The following is a 14,708-nucleotide window of genomic DNA, read 5'->3' as shown; positions in this document are numbered from 1 at the left end:
AAAACTTTCCATCGAGATAGAGCGCGGCGGACCTGATTTATTGAATGATCGTGCCGTTGGTGCCGGTGTCGAGCAGTTTCAGCCAGACCTTCGGGGTGACGCCGAAATTGCCCTTGAACTGGCGGGTCAGATGGGCCTGATCGGAAAAACCGGTCGCACAGGCTGCGCTCGCCAGGGACGTACCATTGGCGATCAGCACGCGGGCGGCATCGAGGCGGCGCAGGGTGACGTAACGATAGGGGCTGGTCCCCATCAGGGCGCGGAAATCACGGGCCAGGTTCCAGCGGGACCGGCCCGTCACGTTTTCCAGCGCCTCCATGGTGATCGGCTCATCCAGGTGGGCCAGGATATAGTCGCGGGCGCGATAAACGGCCTGGTGATCGATCGGGCGATCAATGTCCTGTCCGGTTTCCACGGCACACAGACGGTCGACCAGCTCGGTCATCACCGCGCTCCAGTCCAGCGCGTCCACCGGCGTGGCGAGATCCCGGACGAGGCCGTGAACCAGTGAGATCAGTTGTCGGTCCGTACTGCGACCGCCTTCGATGAAGGGCAGGGCGCGACCGGCCAGGGCGTGTTCGAATTCCTCGGGACGGATATTGATACCGCGATAGCCGAACGCCTCGTCGGTTCCGGCCATACCGTCATGCAGTTCATCGGGGTGCAGGATGACCAGCTCGCCCGGCAAGGAGTGCCGGCAGGCGCCGCGATACTCGAAACTCTGCACACCCTTCAGGGTCAGGGCGAAGGTATATGTATCATGCCGGTGCGGCGCGAAGGCACGACCGCTGAACACTGCTTCAAACCGCTTGTGCGGCCCGGCGGCTGTGGTGACTCGTCCGTTTCGCATCTGTACTCGCCCTTGTCTCATCAGTGATGAGATGTTTCCCGGGGCGATATCGGATGCATCTGTTGAACAGCCAAGCGGGAACACGCCGCTGGGTGTCCCGTTTGTGCGGCTACGGCCACTTCGCCTCGGGCGGCATGGAGGACAGGATCGACTTTACATTGCCACCGGTTTCCAGGCCGAACTTGGTGCCACGATCATAGAGCAGGTTGAACTCGGCATAACGACCACGACGAACAAGTTGTTCCTCGCGCTGGTCGGCGGTCCATGTCTCGTTCATGCGGCGGCGGACAAGCGTTGGGTAGATGTCGAGGAAAGCCAGACCGACATCCCGGGTAAAGGCAAAATCCTCGTCCCAGTCGCCGGTATTGTGGCGGTCGTAGAAAATCCCGCCAATGCCGCGCGGTTCGTCCCGGTGTGGCAGGTAGAAATACTCGTCGCACCATTTCTTGAAACGCTGGTGGTAATCCTCGCCGTGTTTGTCACAGGCCGTCTTGCAGGCAGCGTGGAAATCCCGGGCATCAGGGTGAGCCTGGGTGCGGGCGCTGTCGAGCACGGGGGTCAGGTCCATACCGCCGCCAAACCACCACTTCGTCGTGGTGATGAAACGCGTATTCATGTGCACAGCGGGAACATTCGGGTTCCACATGTGCGCAATCAGGGAAATGCCCGACGCCCAGAAGCGCGGATCTTCCTCGGCGCCGGGGATCTGTTTGCGGAATTGTTCGGAAAACTCGCCATGCACCGTGGAGACATGCACGCCGACCTTTTCAAACAGCCGGCCGCGCATGATGCCCATCTGGCCACCGCCCTGGTCGTCGCTGCCATCGCCGCGTGTCCAGTCCTCGTATTCAAAACGTCCGGCATCGCCAGGATAAAGCTCAGCCGGGGCCTCGTCTTCCAGGCGTTCAAATTCGGCGCAGATCTGGTCGCGCAGGTCTTCAAACCAGGCCCGGGCAGAGGCGCGGGCGAGATCGATATTGAGTGCTTGTTCCGTCATGGCGACATGCATACGCGCTGGGGCGCGTCTGGCAATAGGCAAGAGGTGTTACGAACCGACGCGGGTCGCATTGGACTTGCGGCGGCGCACCCGGCGTCGCCCCTGTCCGGCTCCGGCTGGTTTGGACTGGCCACTCTCGCCGCTGGCCGGTTTCGCCTTGGGCTTTCCACCCGGCTTGCCATTGCCCTGCCGTGGCTTGTCACCACCGGACTTCGCCTGGTTGCCAGCAGGGCGCCGACGACGATTGCCACCGCCTCCACCGCCACCGCCGCGCTTGCCGCCGCCTCCGCCACCACTGCCGGGGCGTTTGGCGTCCTTGGGGATTTCCAGTTCGGCACCAAAAGCGGAGAGGTGACGACCAATCAGCTTTTCAATATCGCGCAGCAGGATGCGATCGCCCGGCTCGACCAGCGAGATGGCGACCCCGTCCGTTCCGGCCCGTGCCGTACGGCCGATCCGGTGCACATAGGCTTCGGGCACATTGGGCAGGTCGAAATTGATGACATGGCTGACGCCGGGAATATCGATGCCGCGCGCAGCGATATCCGTCGCGACGAGGATGCGCACAGAGCCTTCACGGAAGGCTGCCAGGGCTTTCTCGCGCTGGTTCTGGGACTTGTTGCCGTGGATGGCGACCGCCTTCAGCCCGTCCTTTTCCAGATTGCTGACAACCCGGTTGGCCCCGTGTTTGGTGCGTGTGAAGACGATGGCGCGTTCCATTTCGCGTGGCGCCAGGAGGTCGCGCAGGGCGGCGCGCTTCTCGCTTCGCTCCAGCAGCTGGACGTCCTGTTCGATGCGTTCGATCGGTGTGGATTGCGGTGCCACCGAGACTTCGACCGGCCTGGTCAGGAAATCCTCGGCCAGCTTGCGGATCTGTTTGGGCATGGTGGCGGAAAAAAGGACGGTCTGGCGCTTGCGCGTCAGCTTGGCCATCAGCTGGCGGATGGTCGGCATGAAGCCGAGATCCAGCATCTGGTCAGCCTCGTCCAGCACGACCATGTCGACCCGGTCAATGCGCAGGGCGCCGGTGGAGATATGGTCCATCAGGCGGCCCGGCGTCGCAATCAGCATGTCGACGCCCGGTTCCAGCGCCTTGATCTGCGGGCGCGGTTTCACTCCGCCAAACACCGTGGTCAGACGCAGCTTGGTGTTCTGGGCGTAACGCGCGGCGTTTTCCTCGATCTGCGCTGCCAGCTCACGCGTGGGAGCCAATACGAGTGCGCGACAGCGACGTGCGCCGACGGGTTCGTCATAATCCAGCAGCTGGTGCAGCAGGGGCAGGGTGAAGGCGGCCGTCTTGCCGGTGCCGGTCTGGGCGATGCCGACAAGGTCGGAGCCCGTGAGAAGTTTGGGGATGGCGCGCGCCTGGATCGGGGTCGGGGTCGTATACCCGGAAGCGTCGATGGCCTTGATAAGCGGTTTGGCGAGGCCAAGATCGTGAAAATGCGTCAAAACAATACCTGTTCACACCAGACTGCAGCGCAGGCTGGTTGGGGTGGGTGAACGTGTTGAGCGTGGGTCAGCCGTCCGGCGGAGGTGAATTCGCCCGGCGAATTCGAGAAGGCGCGAGATTGCGCAAAAATGAGCCACGAACTTTGAGATCAAAGGTCCACGCCGTGGCGTTGCGCGCGGTATGCTCGTTTTTGCAGCAATCCACAAGTGATTTCCGTTACGGCGCGCCGGGCCAACTGAGCGCCCAGTCTTGTTCTCGCCCGCCTGCCCGCCCTAGTCTGCGCCCGAAAACAGGGGCACGAGATGGACATCACAAACATTATCCTGGCCGGAATTGGCGGCGCTCTGGGCGCGGGCCTGGGGATTCTTCTCGGCGCGCGCATGCCGCGCCGCGGAGACGGTTTTGGCCTGCCGCAAATCATCGCGATTGCCCTGACCGTGGCCGGCGCCCTGATTGTGCCGCTGGCTGCCGGCCCGCTGCTTTCCGGTGAGCGAGAAGCCCATGGCGGACGCGATATGGGCGCCGAAGTAGATGCGATGTTTGCCGAGAACCAGATGCTGCAGGCACTCGCGACCGTTGATCCCGACGCCCAGCAACGCATGCGGGAGCGGGCGATCGAAGCTTATCGCAGCGGAGGTTCCGAGCAGGCCGAACAGGTGATGTATGAAGAGGCCTTCGTGCTTGGCCAGACGGCTGTCGTGATCTATGGGCCGCGGGCGACAGATGAAGCTCTGCTAGGCCTTCAGCGCACCTTGCTGAGTGTGGCGCGAAATCTGATGAGCGAACCACAATATTGTTACACGCTGCTCTATTCCGGTATCGCGCCGCAGAACATCTCCTCGCGGCAGGCGATGGAAGCGGGGCGGCATGCGGCCTACGCACCGATGCAGGACGCCATGGTAGCGCTTGTGCTGGCGGCCGGCCCCGAGGCGATTCCGTACGATCTCGACCGCGCGACCCTCGGGACGGGGGAGATGCAGGGATTTGTTTTCAACAATTATGACGAGAACCGTCTGCGGTATTTCTCGGGCTATGAGCCGCAGAATGATGCCGAGTTCGCCGCGGCCTGTGATGCGATGGCGGATCTGCTGGAATTCCAGCTCAATCACGAATATGCCGCCGACATGGTCCGGGCGGGACTGATGTCAGGCGGCTAGCGCAACTGCCTCTGGGCCTCGGCGAGGGCGATGCCGGCGGAAACAACGACGTTGAGTGACCGGGTTTCCGGACGAATCGGGATGATGACGCGTGCATCGGCCTGATCATGAACCTCGTCCGGAACGCCTGCACTTTCCCGACCAAATAGCAGTCGGTCATCCGGACGGAATTTGAAGTCCCATAGGTTGTCGGCGCCACGCGTTGTAAACAGGACGAGGCGACCTTTTGACGCGGGCTGGACCGTCAGATACTGGCTCCAGGAGCTATGTCTGACAGGGGAAATGGTCGCCTCATAGTCCATGGCTGCCTTGCGTATACCCTTTGCAGTAAGGGGAAAGGCGCAGGGTTCGATGACGTCGAGATCCGCCCCGAAACAGGCTGCGACGCGCATCGCTGCCCCGAGGTTTTGCGGAATATCTGGTTGAAAAAAAACGATCCGCATTTTAAGCCGCGCTCAAGCCAAGAGTCCGGAAGTGTGTGCGGCAACGCGCCGCGTACGCGATCCGCCTTACGGCGATAGGTTATGGTCGTCAAACCTGTGAACGCAGATTTGGCGATTTTCTGGGGCAGGGACACGCACTTGCGTGGACCCGTAAACACGAAGAGAAGAGGTCGGCTCGTGACGGAACACAACGGCGCGCCCGACGGACACGGTCAAGAACCGTCCCGTCGCGACTTCATCTATATCGCTGCAGGCGGCGCGGCCGCTGTCGGTGGCGGTCTTGTAGCTTGGCCGTTCGTCGACCAGATGAACCCGGCAGCGGATACGCTTGCACTGGGTTCCATCCGTGTCGATGTCTCGCAGGTTTCTGCGGGATCGGAAATCACAGTGATGTGGCGCGGGGCGCCGGTCTTCATCCGTCACCGTACGGAAGAGGAGATCGCCGACGCCCGTGACGTTGACCTGTCGGCCTTGCCGGATGAAGACGCACGTAACGAGAATGCGGGCATGGAAGGTGCTCCGGCCTATGACGCGAACCGCGTCCTTCGCCCGGAATTCCTGATTGTCAAAGGCAATTGTACTCACCTCGGCTGCGTTCCGACGAGCCAGGAAACCTCTCAGGGTGGCGAGTACGAAGCCTGGTACTGTCCGTGCCACGGCTCGCACTACGACAAGTCCGCACGCATCCGTCGCGGACCGGCTCCGGAAAACCTTCCGGTTCCGGATTATTTCTTCGAAAGCGAGACGGTCGTTAAGCTCGGCCTGTCTGGCGAAGAAGCAGCAAACTCGGGGTGGGCAGTAGCATGAGCGGACCTTCGACCTACGAGCCGAAATCCGGCTTCACGCGTTGGCTAGATGATCGCCTGCCGATCATCCGCCTGGGCTGGGACAGCTTTGTTGACTTCCCGACGCCGCGTAACCTGAACTACTGGTGGACATTCGGTGGCATTCTCGCCGTCTTCCTGATGATCCAGATCATCTCCGGTATCATCCTCGCCATGCACTATGTGCCGCACGAAAGCATGGCTTTCGACAGTGTCGAGCGCATTCGTCGCGACGTGAATTTCGGCTGGATGATCCAGTCCATGCACGCCAATGGCGCGGCCTTCTTCTTCGTTGCGGTCTATCTGCACATGTTCCGCGGTCTCTATTACGGTTCCTACAAGGCGCCGCGCGAGATCCTGTGGATCCTGGGTGTCGTGATCTACCTTCTGATGATGGCCACGGCCTTCATGGGTTATGTCCTGCCGTGGGGCCAGATGTCCTACTGGGGCGCTATGGTGATCACCAACCTGATCGGTGCGCTGCCGTTTGTCGGTGACGCGATCCGCGAATGGCTGTGGGGCGGTTTCTCCGTTGGTCAGGCCACGCTGAACCGCTTCTTCTCCCTGCACTACCTGCTGCCCTTTGTTATCGCCGGCGTGGTTGGCCTGCACATCTGGGCCCTGCACGTGCCGGGCAATGGCAACCCGGTCGGACTGGACGTCCGCAAGGGCGATTCCGGCAAGAAGGACACGCTGCCCTTCCACCCGTACTACACGGTCAAGGACGGCTTCGCGATCATCGTCTACCTGATGGTCTTCGCAACCTTCGTCTTCTTCATGCCGAATGTTCTGGGTCACGCGGACAACTTCATCGAAGCCAACCCGCTGTCGACGCCGGCGCACATCGTACCGGAATGGTATTTCCTGCCCTTCTACGCGATCCTGCGTGCGGTCACCTTCGACATCGGTCCGATCGACGCCAAGCTGGGCGGTGTCCTGGCCATGTTCGGCGCCATCGCGATCCTGTTTGTCCTGCCCTGGCTGGATACGTCCCGCGTACGCTCCATGCGTTACCGTCCGCTGACACGCTGGTTCTTCATCTTCTTCGTACTCGCCTGCCTGGGTCTGGGCTGGTGTGGCGCGAAGAACCCGGATGATCTGGTGTTCGTCATGGGGCACGACGCGGAAGGCCATGAAGTAGGCTTCAAATTCCTGTGGTTCGGTCAGCTTCTGACCCTCTACTACTTCGCCTATTTCCTGGTGATCCTGCCGATCATGGGCATCATCGAAAAGCCGAAGGAACGTCCGGCCTCCATCGAGGCGGCGGTCCTGGGCACAGATAAGTCCTAAGGGAGCGACGATCATGAAAATGGCTCACATCATCGCCGCTGGCCTGGCCGCTCTGGGCCTCACTGCTACGGCTTCTGCCCTTGAGGGCGATGCACACGCGCCGGAAAAACGCGAATGGATCTTCTCTGGACCGTTCGGCACGTATGCTGACGGCGACCATGGCGAGCGGTATCAGCTCCAGCGTGGTTTGCAGGTTTATCAGGAAGTCTGTGCGTCCTGTCACTCGCTTGACCTGATCAGCTTCCGCAATCTGGGGCAGGCTGCTGGTCCATTCTGGGATGAGCGCTTCGAGAATCCGAACGACAATACGGTCGTCATGCAGATCGCGGCGAACTACCAGATCTGGGACGGCCCGAATGACGATGGCGACATGTTCCAGCGTCCGGGTATCCCGGCGGATTATTTCCCGGCTCCGTTCGAGAATGAACAGATGGCGCGTGCCGCCAATGCCGGTGCGCTGCCGCCGGATCTGTCCCTGATCGTCAAGGCCCGTTCGCATGGTGCAGATTACATCTACGCCCTGCTTACAGGTTATGGAGAGGCTCCGGAAGGCACCGATCTCAGCCCTGGCCAGTACTACAATGAGTACTTCACCGGTGGTGCGATCGCCATGGCTGCCCCGATCTCTTTCGACGGCCAGGTCGAATACGCTGACGGTACCGAAGCTACGGTCGAGCAGATGGCCGAAGACGTCACCGTCTTCCTGGCCTGGGCCTCCGACCCGCACATGGAGGCACGCAAGTCCATGGGCCTGATGGTTCTGCTGTATCTCTTCGTGTTCGCCATCCTGGTCTATCTGGCCTATCGCCAGGTCTGGGCGAACGTCGAGCACTAGGCGTTACCAGCACTTGCAAGATCTGAAGGCTGTGGGCATATGCCCGCAGCCTTTTTCTTTTGGGGGATGATCCCATGAACAACTGGAAACTCGGAATTATCGGCGGCTCAGGCCTGTACAGCCTGGATGGGCTTGAGAATGTGCGTACGCAAAGCGTGGAGACGCCCTGGGGCATGCCCTCTGCGGATCTCACGATGGGCACGCTGAACGGGATCGAACTGGTCTTTCTGCCGCGCCACGGTACTGCCCACGCCATCCCGCCCTCAAAGGTTCCCTATGACGCCAATATCGCGGCTCTGAAAATGGCAGGCTGTAGCGATATCATCGCCATTTCCGCCTGCGGATCCCTGCGCGAGGAATATGCGCCAGGCCATTTCGTTGTCGTGGACCAGTATGTTGATCGCAGCCAGGGCCGTCCGCGAAGCTTCTTTGGTGAAGGCTGTGTCGCGCATGTGCCGATGGCTGACCCGGTGTGTTCCCGCATGAGCCGGCTGGTCTATGAAGCCGGCGAGGCGGCCGGGATCGGGATCACCAAGGGTGGCACCTATCTGGTCATGGAAGGCCCGCAATTCTCCACCCGTGCGGAAAGTGAACTCTATCGGTCCTGGGGGCTGGATGTGATCGGCATGACCAACATGCCCGAAGCAAGGTTCGCCCGCGAGGCGGAACTGCCCTATGCCGCCGTGGCGATGGTGACGGATTATGATTGCTGGCACGAGGAGGAGGACAGTGTCGACGTAGCCGCTGTGCTCGCCGTGATGCGTGGCAATACCGAGAAGGCCAAACGCCTGCTGACAGGCCTCACAGAGCAGCTGAGCGCCGTCGAGCGCACTCCGAGCCCGGATGACATCGAAACCGTGCTGGACGCCGCTGTGGTAACGCCGCCGGCCAGTCGCGATCCGGAAATTGTCGACCGTCTCAAGGCTATCGTACCGCGCGTGTTTTGATATTCCCGATTTGGGGGCTTTTGAAATCCCTCCAGCTCGTCCATAAAGTCGGACCCATTATCGGAGTAGACGATGATCGAGTTCGTTTTTGCCCTGGCGGCGGCCTCTGCCACCCAGGACCTGGCCCTCGCGCCGCGCCGTCCGCTCGTTGAATGTTCCCAGCACCTGACCAATGACCGCGCCAGGCATAATTGCCTGCGTGATCTGTTGCGGGATGCGGAACGGCAGCTCGACACGGCGCTGGACAATGCCCGCCAGGAGGCCGGGGAGGCCGATCTGGACAGTGGGGGCATGTTCCGCGCGGCGGAGATGCTGGAAACGGCGCATCAGCACTGGCAGACCTATCGCGATGCGGAATGTGGTCGCCGGGGCGCCCTGATGTTTGTCAGCGAGGCCTCTCGCACGGATATCACGCTGGACTGCCAGGTCGCGATGACACGCGCCCGCCAATCGGAGCTGGAGAGCAACTAGTTGAGCCTGCCCGTCCTTTATATCGGTAATCGCCGTTTTTCGAGCTGGTCGCTGCGCGCCTGGCTTGTGCTGCAGAAATCCGGCATCGAGTTCGAAACACGCCTGGTCCCGCTCAATGAGGGGGAAACCCGCTCGGCCATTTCCGAGATTTCTCCCGGTGGCACCGTACCCGCGCTGCATACTGCCGATGGCGTGATCTGGGACTCGCTGGCGATCTGTGAATGGGCGGCCGAACGCAAGCCAGACCTCTGGCCAGCCCAGGACATGTTGCGAGCCCGTGCCCGGGCGGCTGTCTCATCCATGCACGCCGGTTTCCTGTCGCTGCGCGAACACTGTCCGATGGATCTGTGCCGGGAGGGTGTCTACAAGGATCTCGACGACGTCACCCAGATGGATATCGCTGTCATGCAGGCACTCTGGCATGATGTCATGACGCCCGCCGGCGAATTCATGTTCGGCGAGTGGTCGATCGCGGATGCTTTCTTCACGCCCGTGGCCAGCCGTTTCAGAAGTTACGCCGTCGAGCTGCATTCCGAAGCCCAGTCCTATTGCGACACCCTGCTGTCGGAGAAAGATTATCTGGACTGGCATTCCAAAGCCCAGCTAGAAGACTATACGAATCCCTACGAAAACCCTCTCTAGAGGCTCTCATGGACCTGAAATCGGTTATTCGCACCATTCCCGACTATCCCAAGCCGGGGATCATGTTCCGTGATGTAACAACCCTGATTGGTGATGCGCGCGCGTTCCGCGTGGCAGTCGACCAGATGGTCCAGCCCTGGGCCGGCGCCAAGATCGACATGGTCGCGGGCACCGAAGCGCGGGGCTTCATCCTGGGCGGCGCTGTGGCGCATCAGCTCTCCGTCGGTTTCACGCCGGTGCGCAAGAAGGGCAAGCTGCCCTATCGCACCATCGCCGAGGATTATGAGCTGGAATATGGCACCGACACGATCGAGATCCATGTCGACGCCATCAAGGAAGGCGACCGCGTGCTCCTGGTCGACGATCTGATCGCGACGGGTGGGACGGCTGAGGCGTCGATCAAGCTGCTTCAGCGTGCCGGTGCAACAGTGGTCGGCGCAGCCTTTGTTATCGATCTGCCGGACCTGGGCGGTGCCAAGCGTATCGAAGCGATGGGCGTGCCTGTGTCTTCGCTCGTGGAGTATGAGGGCGAGTAGGGCGTGCCGAAGGCGCGGTTTCAAGTCGGCCCTTTCGGGCCGCACCCTATCCGCCCGCTTCGCGGACACCTTTCCCATTAAGGGAAAGGATGAAGACAACTGCGCCTTCTACCCCCGTCATCCCTGCGAAGGCAGGGACCCAGTTCATTAGGCTGGGTCCCGCTCCAGAAAGCGCTTGTTCCTGAAACGCCATCGCCCTTCGAACTGGGCCCGGACCTTCGTCAGGGTGACGGTGAGTGTGGAAACTACTCCGCGATCATCTCGCGCACATCCTGTGCGAACGTCTCCAGGGAGGGTTCGTGGATGTACATCATGTGGCCGGCTTCATAATAGGTGAAGGTTACACGGTCCTGGACGAAGCCGGGCTGGTTGAACATCAGTTCGGCGGCGAAGAAGGGGGTGGCCAGGTCGTAATAGCCCTGGGCGACCAGCACTTCGAGATCTGAGTTCTGGCGCATGGCGCGGGCGATCCACGGACCGACATTGATGTAGTTGTTATTGCCTGACCTTCCGGCATTCCAGTTCCAGCCGCGCACGCCGCCAATGGTGGAATAATAGTCCGAGATATCAACGCCCAGCGTGCGTGTGAAATAATCCAGCATGGAGGCCGTGAAGCTGGCATCAATGCCGTAAAAGCTCGGATCGGTTTCCGGACCTTCGCCGACACCGTCGACCTCGAGACCGGTGAAACGGCTGTCGAGACGGCCTACGGACAGGCCCTCATCGCGACGCAGCTCGCGCTGGAAACGCTGCAGCGAGATGCGCAGATTGGCGCGGTCGATGAATTGCTCGGACAGGCCGATATAGTCGGACAGCTCGGCGACGATGCGGGCGCGACGACCCTCGTCCAGCATCACGCCATACAGCAGGGCCGGCATGTATTCCTCGATGGCAAAGGTGCGCGCATCGGCCAGGAAGGCTTCCAGATCACCATTCCAGCGGGCCTGGTCGACCTTGCCGTGATACCAGGCGGTCGCGGCAAAGCCCGGCATCAGGCCGACATAGCCGATATCATTGCCCGGCGAGGTATCGTCATAGCGGAAGTCCACGACAGTGGAGATCAGGGCGACACCATTAATGGCCACGTCGGTATACCCCCCTTCCAGCTCGTTCAGCAGGGCGCCGATGCGCAGCGTGCCGTAACTTTCACCCAGCAGGTATTTGGGCGAATTCCAGCGCTGATTGTCGGCCAGCCACTGGCGAATGAAGGTCGCGAGGCTCTCGGCATCCTCGGTGACGCCCCAGTAATCGCTCGTTTCGCCTTCACCCAGCGTGCGGCTCCAGCCCGTGCCAACCGGGTCGACAAAAACCAGATCCGCCACATCGAGGATGGAATACACATTCTCGACGACGTCAAAGGGCGCGGCGCCGTCATCCATCGCGTCGGGCAGGGCGAGGCGCTGCGGGCCGAATACGCCCATGTGCAGCCACAGGCTAGCAGAGCCCGGTCCGCCATTGAAGACAAAGGCGACGGGGCGTGTGCGCGGGTCTGTCATGCCGTCCGCGATATAGGCGGTGGAGAAAATGGAGGCGACCGGATTGCCTTCATTGTCTTCCAGATAGGTCTCGCCCGCGGTGACGCTGTAGCGGATACGCTGGCCGTCAATGCTGACCTGGCCGCGGCTCTCGTAAACGCGTGGTTCCGGTGTGTTGCCGTCCTGGGCCAGGCTGGACACGGACAGGCAAAGCGCAGCGAGCGCGGCGCAAAGTGAACGGATCATGTTTCTCTCCCCGAGATCTGGGACCCAAACTAGAGCGGTGAACCCGCGGCGCAAAGTGAACTCGTTGTGAGTCCGCTCTTCGATTGCAGGACATGCAGGCGCGCGCTATAGCCCGCCCATGAATTACCGCCACGCTTTTCACGCCGGCAATTTTGCCGACATTCTCAAACATCTTGTCCTGGCCAAGTGTGTTGAGCATCTCAACGCCAAGCCCAAACCCTACCGCTATATCGACACGCATTCCGGTATCGGTGGCTATGACCTCGCCGGTGACGAAGCCGCGCGGAGCCCGGAATGGAAGGATGGCATCGGACGCCTGATCAACGCGGAGCTGCCTGACGCGGTTGAAAGTCTGCTGGCCCCGTATCTCGGCATTATTCGCGATATGAATGAAGGCGACACCCTGCGCCATTATCCCGGTTCGCCGGAGATCGCGACGCGCCTGATGCGCGAGGGCGACCGGCTGCATTTGTGTGAACTCCATCCCCAGGACAGCGAAACGCTGGATGCGCGCTACAAGCGCGATAAGCGGGTGAAGGTCGAGCAGCGCGATGGCTACAAGGCGCTCAAATCGCTGGTGCCGCCGCCGGAAAAACGCGGTCTTGTGCTGATCGACCCGCCGTTCGAGGACAAGGATGAGCTGGCGCACATGGCTGAGGCCGTCATGGCGGCGCTGGACAAGTGGCCGACAGGCACATTCGTGTTCTGGCGTTCGCTGAAAAATCTCTGGGCCGCCGACCGCTTCGACAACGGCCTGGCGGAATGGCTGATCTCGGAAAAACAGCTGGCGCCAGAGAAGATCCTGCGCGCGGATCTGTGGATCCGGGACCTGGCGAGCGAGGGCAAGCTGGCCGGCGCTGGCGTGGTTGTCATCAATCCACCCTGGACACTGGAAGAAAAGCTGACTGCAGGCCTGCCCTGGATCGCCGATACGTTGGCACAGGGCGATGGGTATGGCTGGCGCGTCGATGGCGCGTTGACAGACGAGGACCTTGAAGACCTGGCCGACTGATCCGAAATGGTCGCCTGAGACTTCTGCTCGAACCGCGAGGACCGCATGCCCCATCGTTTTGAAACTTTCGACGTTTTTACCGATACGCCGATGGCGGGTAATCCCCTGGCTGTCGTTTATGAGGCGGATGATCTGGACGATGCGGCGATGCAGGCGATTGCTGCCGAGTTCAACCTGTCTGAAACCGTGTTCATTACCGAGCCTCGCGGCCGTGACGCTGACTGGGGCGTGCGCATCTTCACCCCCAAGGAAGAACTGCCCTTTGCCGGCCACCCGACCGTGGGGTCGGCGATCGCCCTGGCCCTGAAGGCCGGTGGTGAGCCGGGCACGCGCAAGCGTTATGTGCTGGAAGAGACCGTGGGGGATATCACTGCGGATGCGCGCATCAATTCAGCCACTCATGGCTCTGCCCGTTTTTTCCTGCCGCGCCTGCCCGAACGCGTCGCGGATATCCCGAGCCCGGACCGGTTATCCGAGGCGTTTGGCATCGAGCCGGACTGTTTCCTCAATACTCCGCTGGACATGGGTGTCTGGTCGGCGGGCGTTCCGATCGGCATTATTCCGGTGCGTTATGCCGATGACCTGGCCCGCATTCAGCTGAACCTCTCCGCCTTCGAAGCGATGTTCGGCGGCGATAATCCCATTCAGACCTATCTCGTGGCCAAGGCCTCCTCGACCGAACACACGAATGACTGGCGTGTGCGGATGTTCGCACCGCATCTGGGGATTATGGAAGACCCCGCGACGGGTGGTGCCGCAGCGGCCTTCATGGGCCTTCTGGCCGAGCAAGGCGGTTTCGCGGATGGTGAAACCGCGCTCTCTGTCTACCAGGGCATCGAGATGGGCCGCCCCAGCCTGTTGCGCCTGGTGTTGAAACTGGAAAACGGACAGCTCACCGACGCCATGATCGGCGGAGATGCTGTGATGATTTCCCGCGGGGAATTGCTCTAGAGCAGGCGAAAGTCTACCGCGCGCAGGGCCCCGTCGGAAAAAACGATGGCGGTGATTGCTGCATTGATCAGCACATAGGCGCCCAGATTATGCGCAAAGCCCGGACGGAGTCGCCGGGCCGCATCCCAGAGCAGGATGAACAGGAAGCCCACTACGCCCAGCGTGATCGGGTAGATTCCAATGCCCAGCGCAAGGCCTGCAGCCGCTTCATCATTGGGATGATTGCCGATCAGCGATATGCCTCCCGCGACCCCGCGCAACAGGAACTGGATGTACAAGATGCCGTAGGCCACCGCCGAGCGGAACATGATGGCGTAGAAATAGGCGAAAATGCCGATGGCGACCGTCACGGCAGGGCCGGCGAGAGAGACAAGGATAGAGATCTCCTCGCTGGGATAGGAGCGATCAACTGGCCCGGCCTTGTTGAGGGTCATCCACATATCGACCCCCAGCATTTCACCGGCCCCCCAATGACCCAGCTCATGCAGGAGATAGGTCACGGGCACCATCAACAGGGTCAACAGGTAGAAATCGGCGCCAATGCGCACGCGTGATTGTTCAGACATCAAACCTCGTCCC

Annotated in this window: 16 protein-coding genes; 10 read left to right on the top strand and 6 right to left on the bottom strand. The window is 61.3% G+C overall.

Annotated elements, in window-relative coordinates:
• Window positions 1-37: 37 nt before the first annotated feature.
• The 3 genes from SIC17_RS04000 to SIC17_RS03990 all read right to left on the bottom strand — a co-directional run bounded on the left by SIC17_RS04000 (window position 38) and on the right by SIC17_RS03990 (window position 3,299).
• Window positions 38-850 carry an AraC family transcriptional regulator gene (locus tag SIC17_RS04000; protein ID WP_291894087.1) on the bottom strand — a complete coding sequence of 271 codons (813 nt, stop codon included), beginning with the start codon at window positions 848-850 and terminating at the stop codon, window positions 38-40.
• A 109-nt stretch (window positions 851-959) separates the two neighbouring features.
• On the bottom strand, window positions 960-1,847 hold the full coding sequence (hemF, locus tag SIC17_RS03995) for an oxygen-dependent coproporphyrinogen oxidase (RefSeq protein ID WP_412546461.1): 888 nt from the start codon (window positions 1,845-1,847) through the stop codon (window positions 960-962).
• 48 nt (window positions 1,848-1,895) lie between these two features.
• Window positions 1,896-3,299 (bottom strand): DEAD/DEAH box helicase, encoded by a 1,404-nt coding sequence (locus SIC17_RS03990; protein WP_291894083.1) that lies wholly within the window; start codon window positions 3,297-3,299, stop codon window positions 1,896-1,898.
• 303 nt (window positions 3,300-3,602) lie between these two features.
• Between SIC17_RS03990 and SIC17_RS03985 the strand changes: the two genes are divergently transcribed.
• Window positions 3,603-4,457, top strand: coding sequence for a hypothetical protein (locus SIC17_RS03985; RefSeq protein WP_291894081.1), 855 nt, complete (start codon window positions 3,603-3,605; stop codon window positions 4,455-4,457).
• Here SIC17_RS03985 and SIC17_RS03980 read toward each other — a convergent pair.
• Entirely contained in the window at window positions 4,454-4,900 is a 447-nt protein-coding gene (locus SIC17_RS03980) for a TrmH family RNA methyltransferase (protein ID WP_291894079.1), read from the bottom strand. The genes SIC17_RS03985 and SIC17_RS03980 overlap by 4 nt on opposite strands.
• Before the next feature lie 177 nt (window positions 4,901-5,077).
• On the opposite strand from SIC17_RS03980, the gene petA reads away from it, so the two are divergent.
• The 7 genes from petA to SIC17_RS03945 all read left to right on the top strand — a co-directional run bounded on the left by petA (window position 5,078) and on the right by SIC17_RS03945 (window position 10,445).
• The gene (gene petA / locus SIC17_RS03975; protein WP_291894077.1) at window positions 5,078-5,707 is read left to right on the top strand and encodes a ubiquinol-cytochrome c reductase iron-sulfur subunit; all 630 of its coding nucleotides are present in this window, start codon (window positions 5,078-5,080) and stop codon (window positions 5,705-5,707) included.
• Entirely contained in the window at window positions 5,704-7,014 is a 1,311-nt protein-coding gene (locus tag SIC17_RS03970; RefSeq protein WP_291894074.1) for a cytochrome b, read from the top strand. The genes petA and SIC17_RS03970 overlap by 4 nt, the downstream gene beginning before the upstream one ends.
• Window positions 7,015-7,027: 13 nt before the next feature.
• Complete coding sequence (locus tag SIC17_RS03965; RefSeq protein WP_412546460.1) at window positions 7,028-7,849, top strand: cytochrome c1; 822 nt, start codon at window positions 7,028-7,030, stop codon at window positions 7,847-7,849.
• Between the two features lie 74 nt (window positions 7,850-7,923).
• The gene (gene mtnP / locus SIC17_RS03960; protein ID WP_291894071.1) at window positions 7,924-8,796 is read left to right on the top strand and encodes an S-methyl-5'-thioadenosine phosphorylase; all 873 of its coding nucleotides are present in this window, start codon (window positions 7,924-7,926) and stop codon (window positions 8,794-8,796) included.
• Between the two features lie 72 nt (window positions 8,797-8,868).
• Window positions 8,869-9,267 (top strand): lysozyme inhibitor LprI family protein, encoded by a 399-nt coding sequence (locus SIC17_RS03955; protein WP_291894070.1) that lies wholly within the window; start codon window positions 8,869-8,871, stop codon window positions 9,265-9,267.
• Window positions 9,268-9,909: a glutathione S-transferase family protein gene (locus SIC17_RS03950; RefSeq protein WP_412546459.1), complete on the top strand. Its 642-nt coding sequence runs from the start codon at window positions 9,268-9,270 to the stop codon at window positions 9,907-9,909.
• A gap of 8 nt (window positions 9,910-9,917) precedes the next feature.
• Window positions 9,918-10,445, top strand: a complete 528-nt coding sequence (locus SIC17_RS03945) for an adenine phosphoribosyltransferase (RefSeq protein WP_291894066.1) — start codon at window positions 9,918-9,920, stop codon at window positions 10,443-10,445.
• A gap of 245 nt (window positions 10,446-10,690) precedes the next feature.
• Here SIC17_RS03945 and SIC17_RS03940 read toward each other — a convergent pair whose 3' ends face one another.
• Window positions 10,691-12,166: a S10 family peptidase gene (locus SIC17_RS03940; protein WP_412546458.1), complete on the bottom strand. Its 1,476-nt coding sequence runs from the start codon at window positions 12,164-12,166 to the stop codon at window positions 10,691-10,693.
• 118 nt (window positions 12,167-12,284) lie between these two features.
• Here SIC17_RS03940 and SIC17_RS03935 point away from each other — a divergent pair, with 118 nt between their 5' ends.
• Both SIC17_RS03935 and SIC17_RS03930 read left to right on the top strand, forming a co-directional pair.
• Window positions 12,285-13,178, top strand: a complete 894-nt coding sequence (locus SIC17_RS03935) for a 23S rRNA (adenine(2030)-N(6))-methyltransferase RlmJ (protein WP_412546457.1) — start codon at window positions 12,285-12,287, stop codon at window positions 13,176-13,178.
• A gap of 45 nt (window positions 13,179-13,223) precedes the next feature.
• Window positions 13,224-14,129 (top strand): PhzF family phenazine biosynthesis protein, encoded by a 906-nt coding sequence (locus tag SIC17_RS03930; RefSeq protein ID WP_412546456.1) that lies wholly within the window; start codon window positions 13,224-13,226, stop codon window positions 14,127-14,129.
• On the opposite strand, the gene SIC17_RS03925 is transcribed toward SIC17_RS03930, so the two are convergent.
• Window positions 14,126-14,695 (bottom strand): hypothetical protein, encoded by a 570-nt coding sequence (locus tag SIC17_RS03925; protein ID WP_412546455.1) that lies wholly within the window; start codon window positions 14,693-14,695, stop codon window positions 14,126-14,128. The two genes, SIC17_RS03930 and SIC17_RS03925, sit on opposite strands and share 4 nt — an antisense overlap.
• Window positions 14,696-14,708 lie beyond the last annotated feature (13 nt).

Origin of the sequence: Maricaulis sp. MIT060901, from assembly GCF_047123815.1 — a bacterium.
Classification (GTDB): Bacteria; Pseudomonadota; Alphaproteobacteria; order Caulobacterales; family Maricaulaceae; genus Maricaulis.
This window is presented reverse-complemented; position numbering and strand designations above follow the sequence as displayed.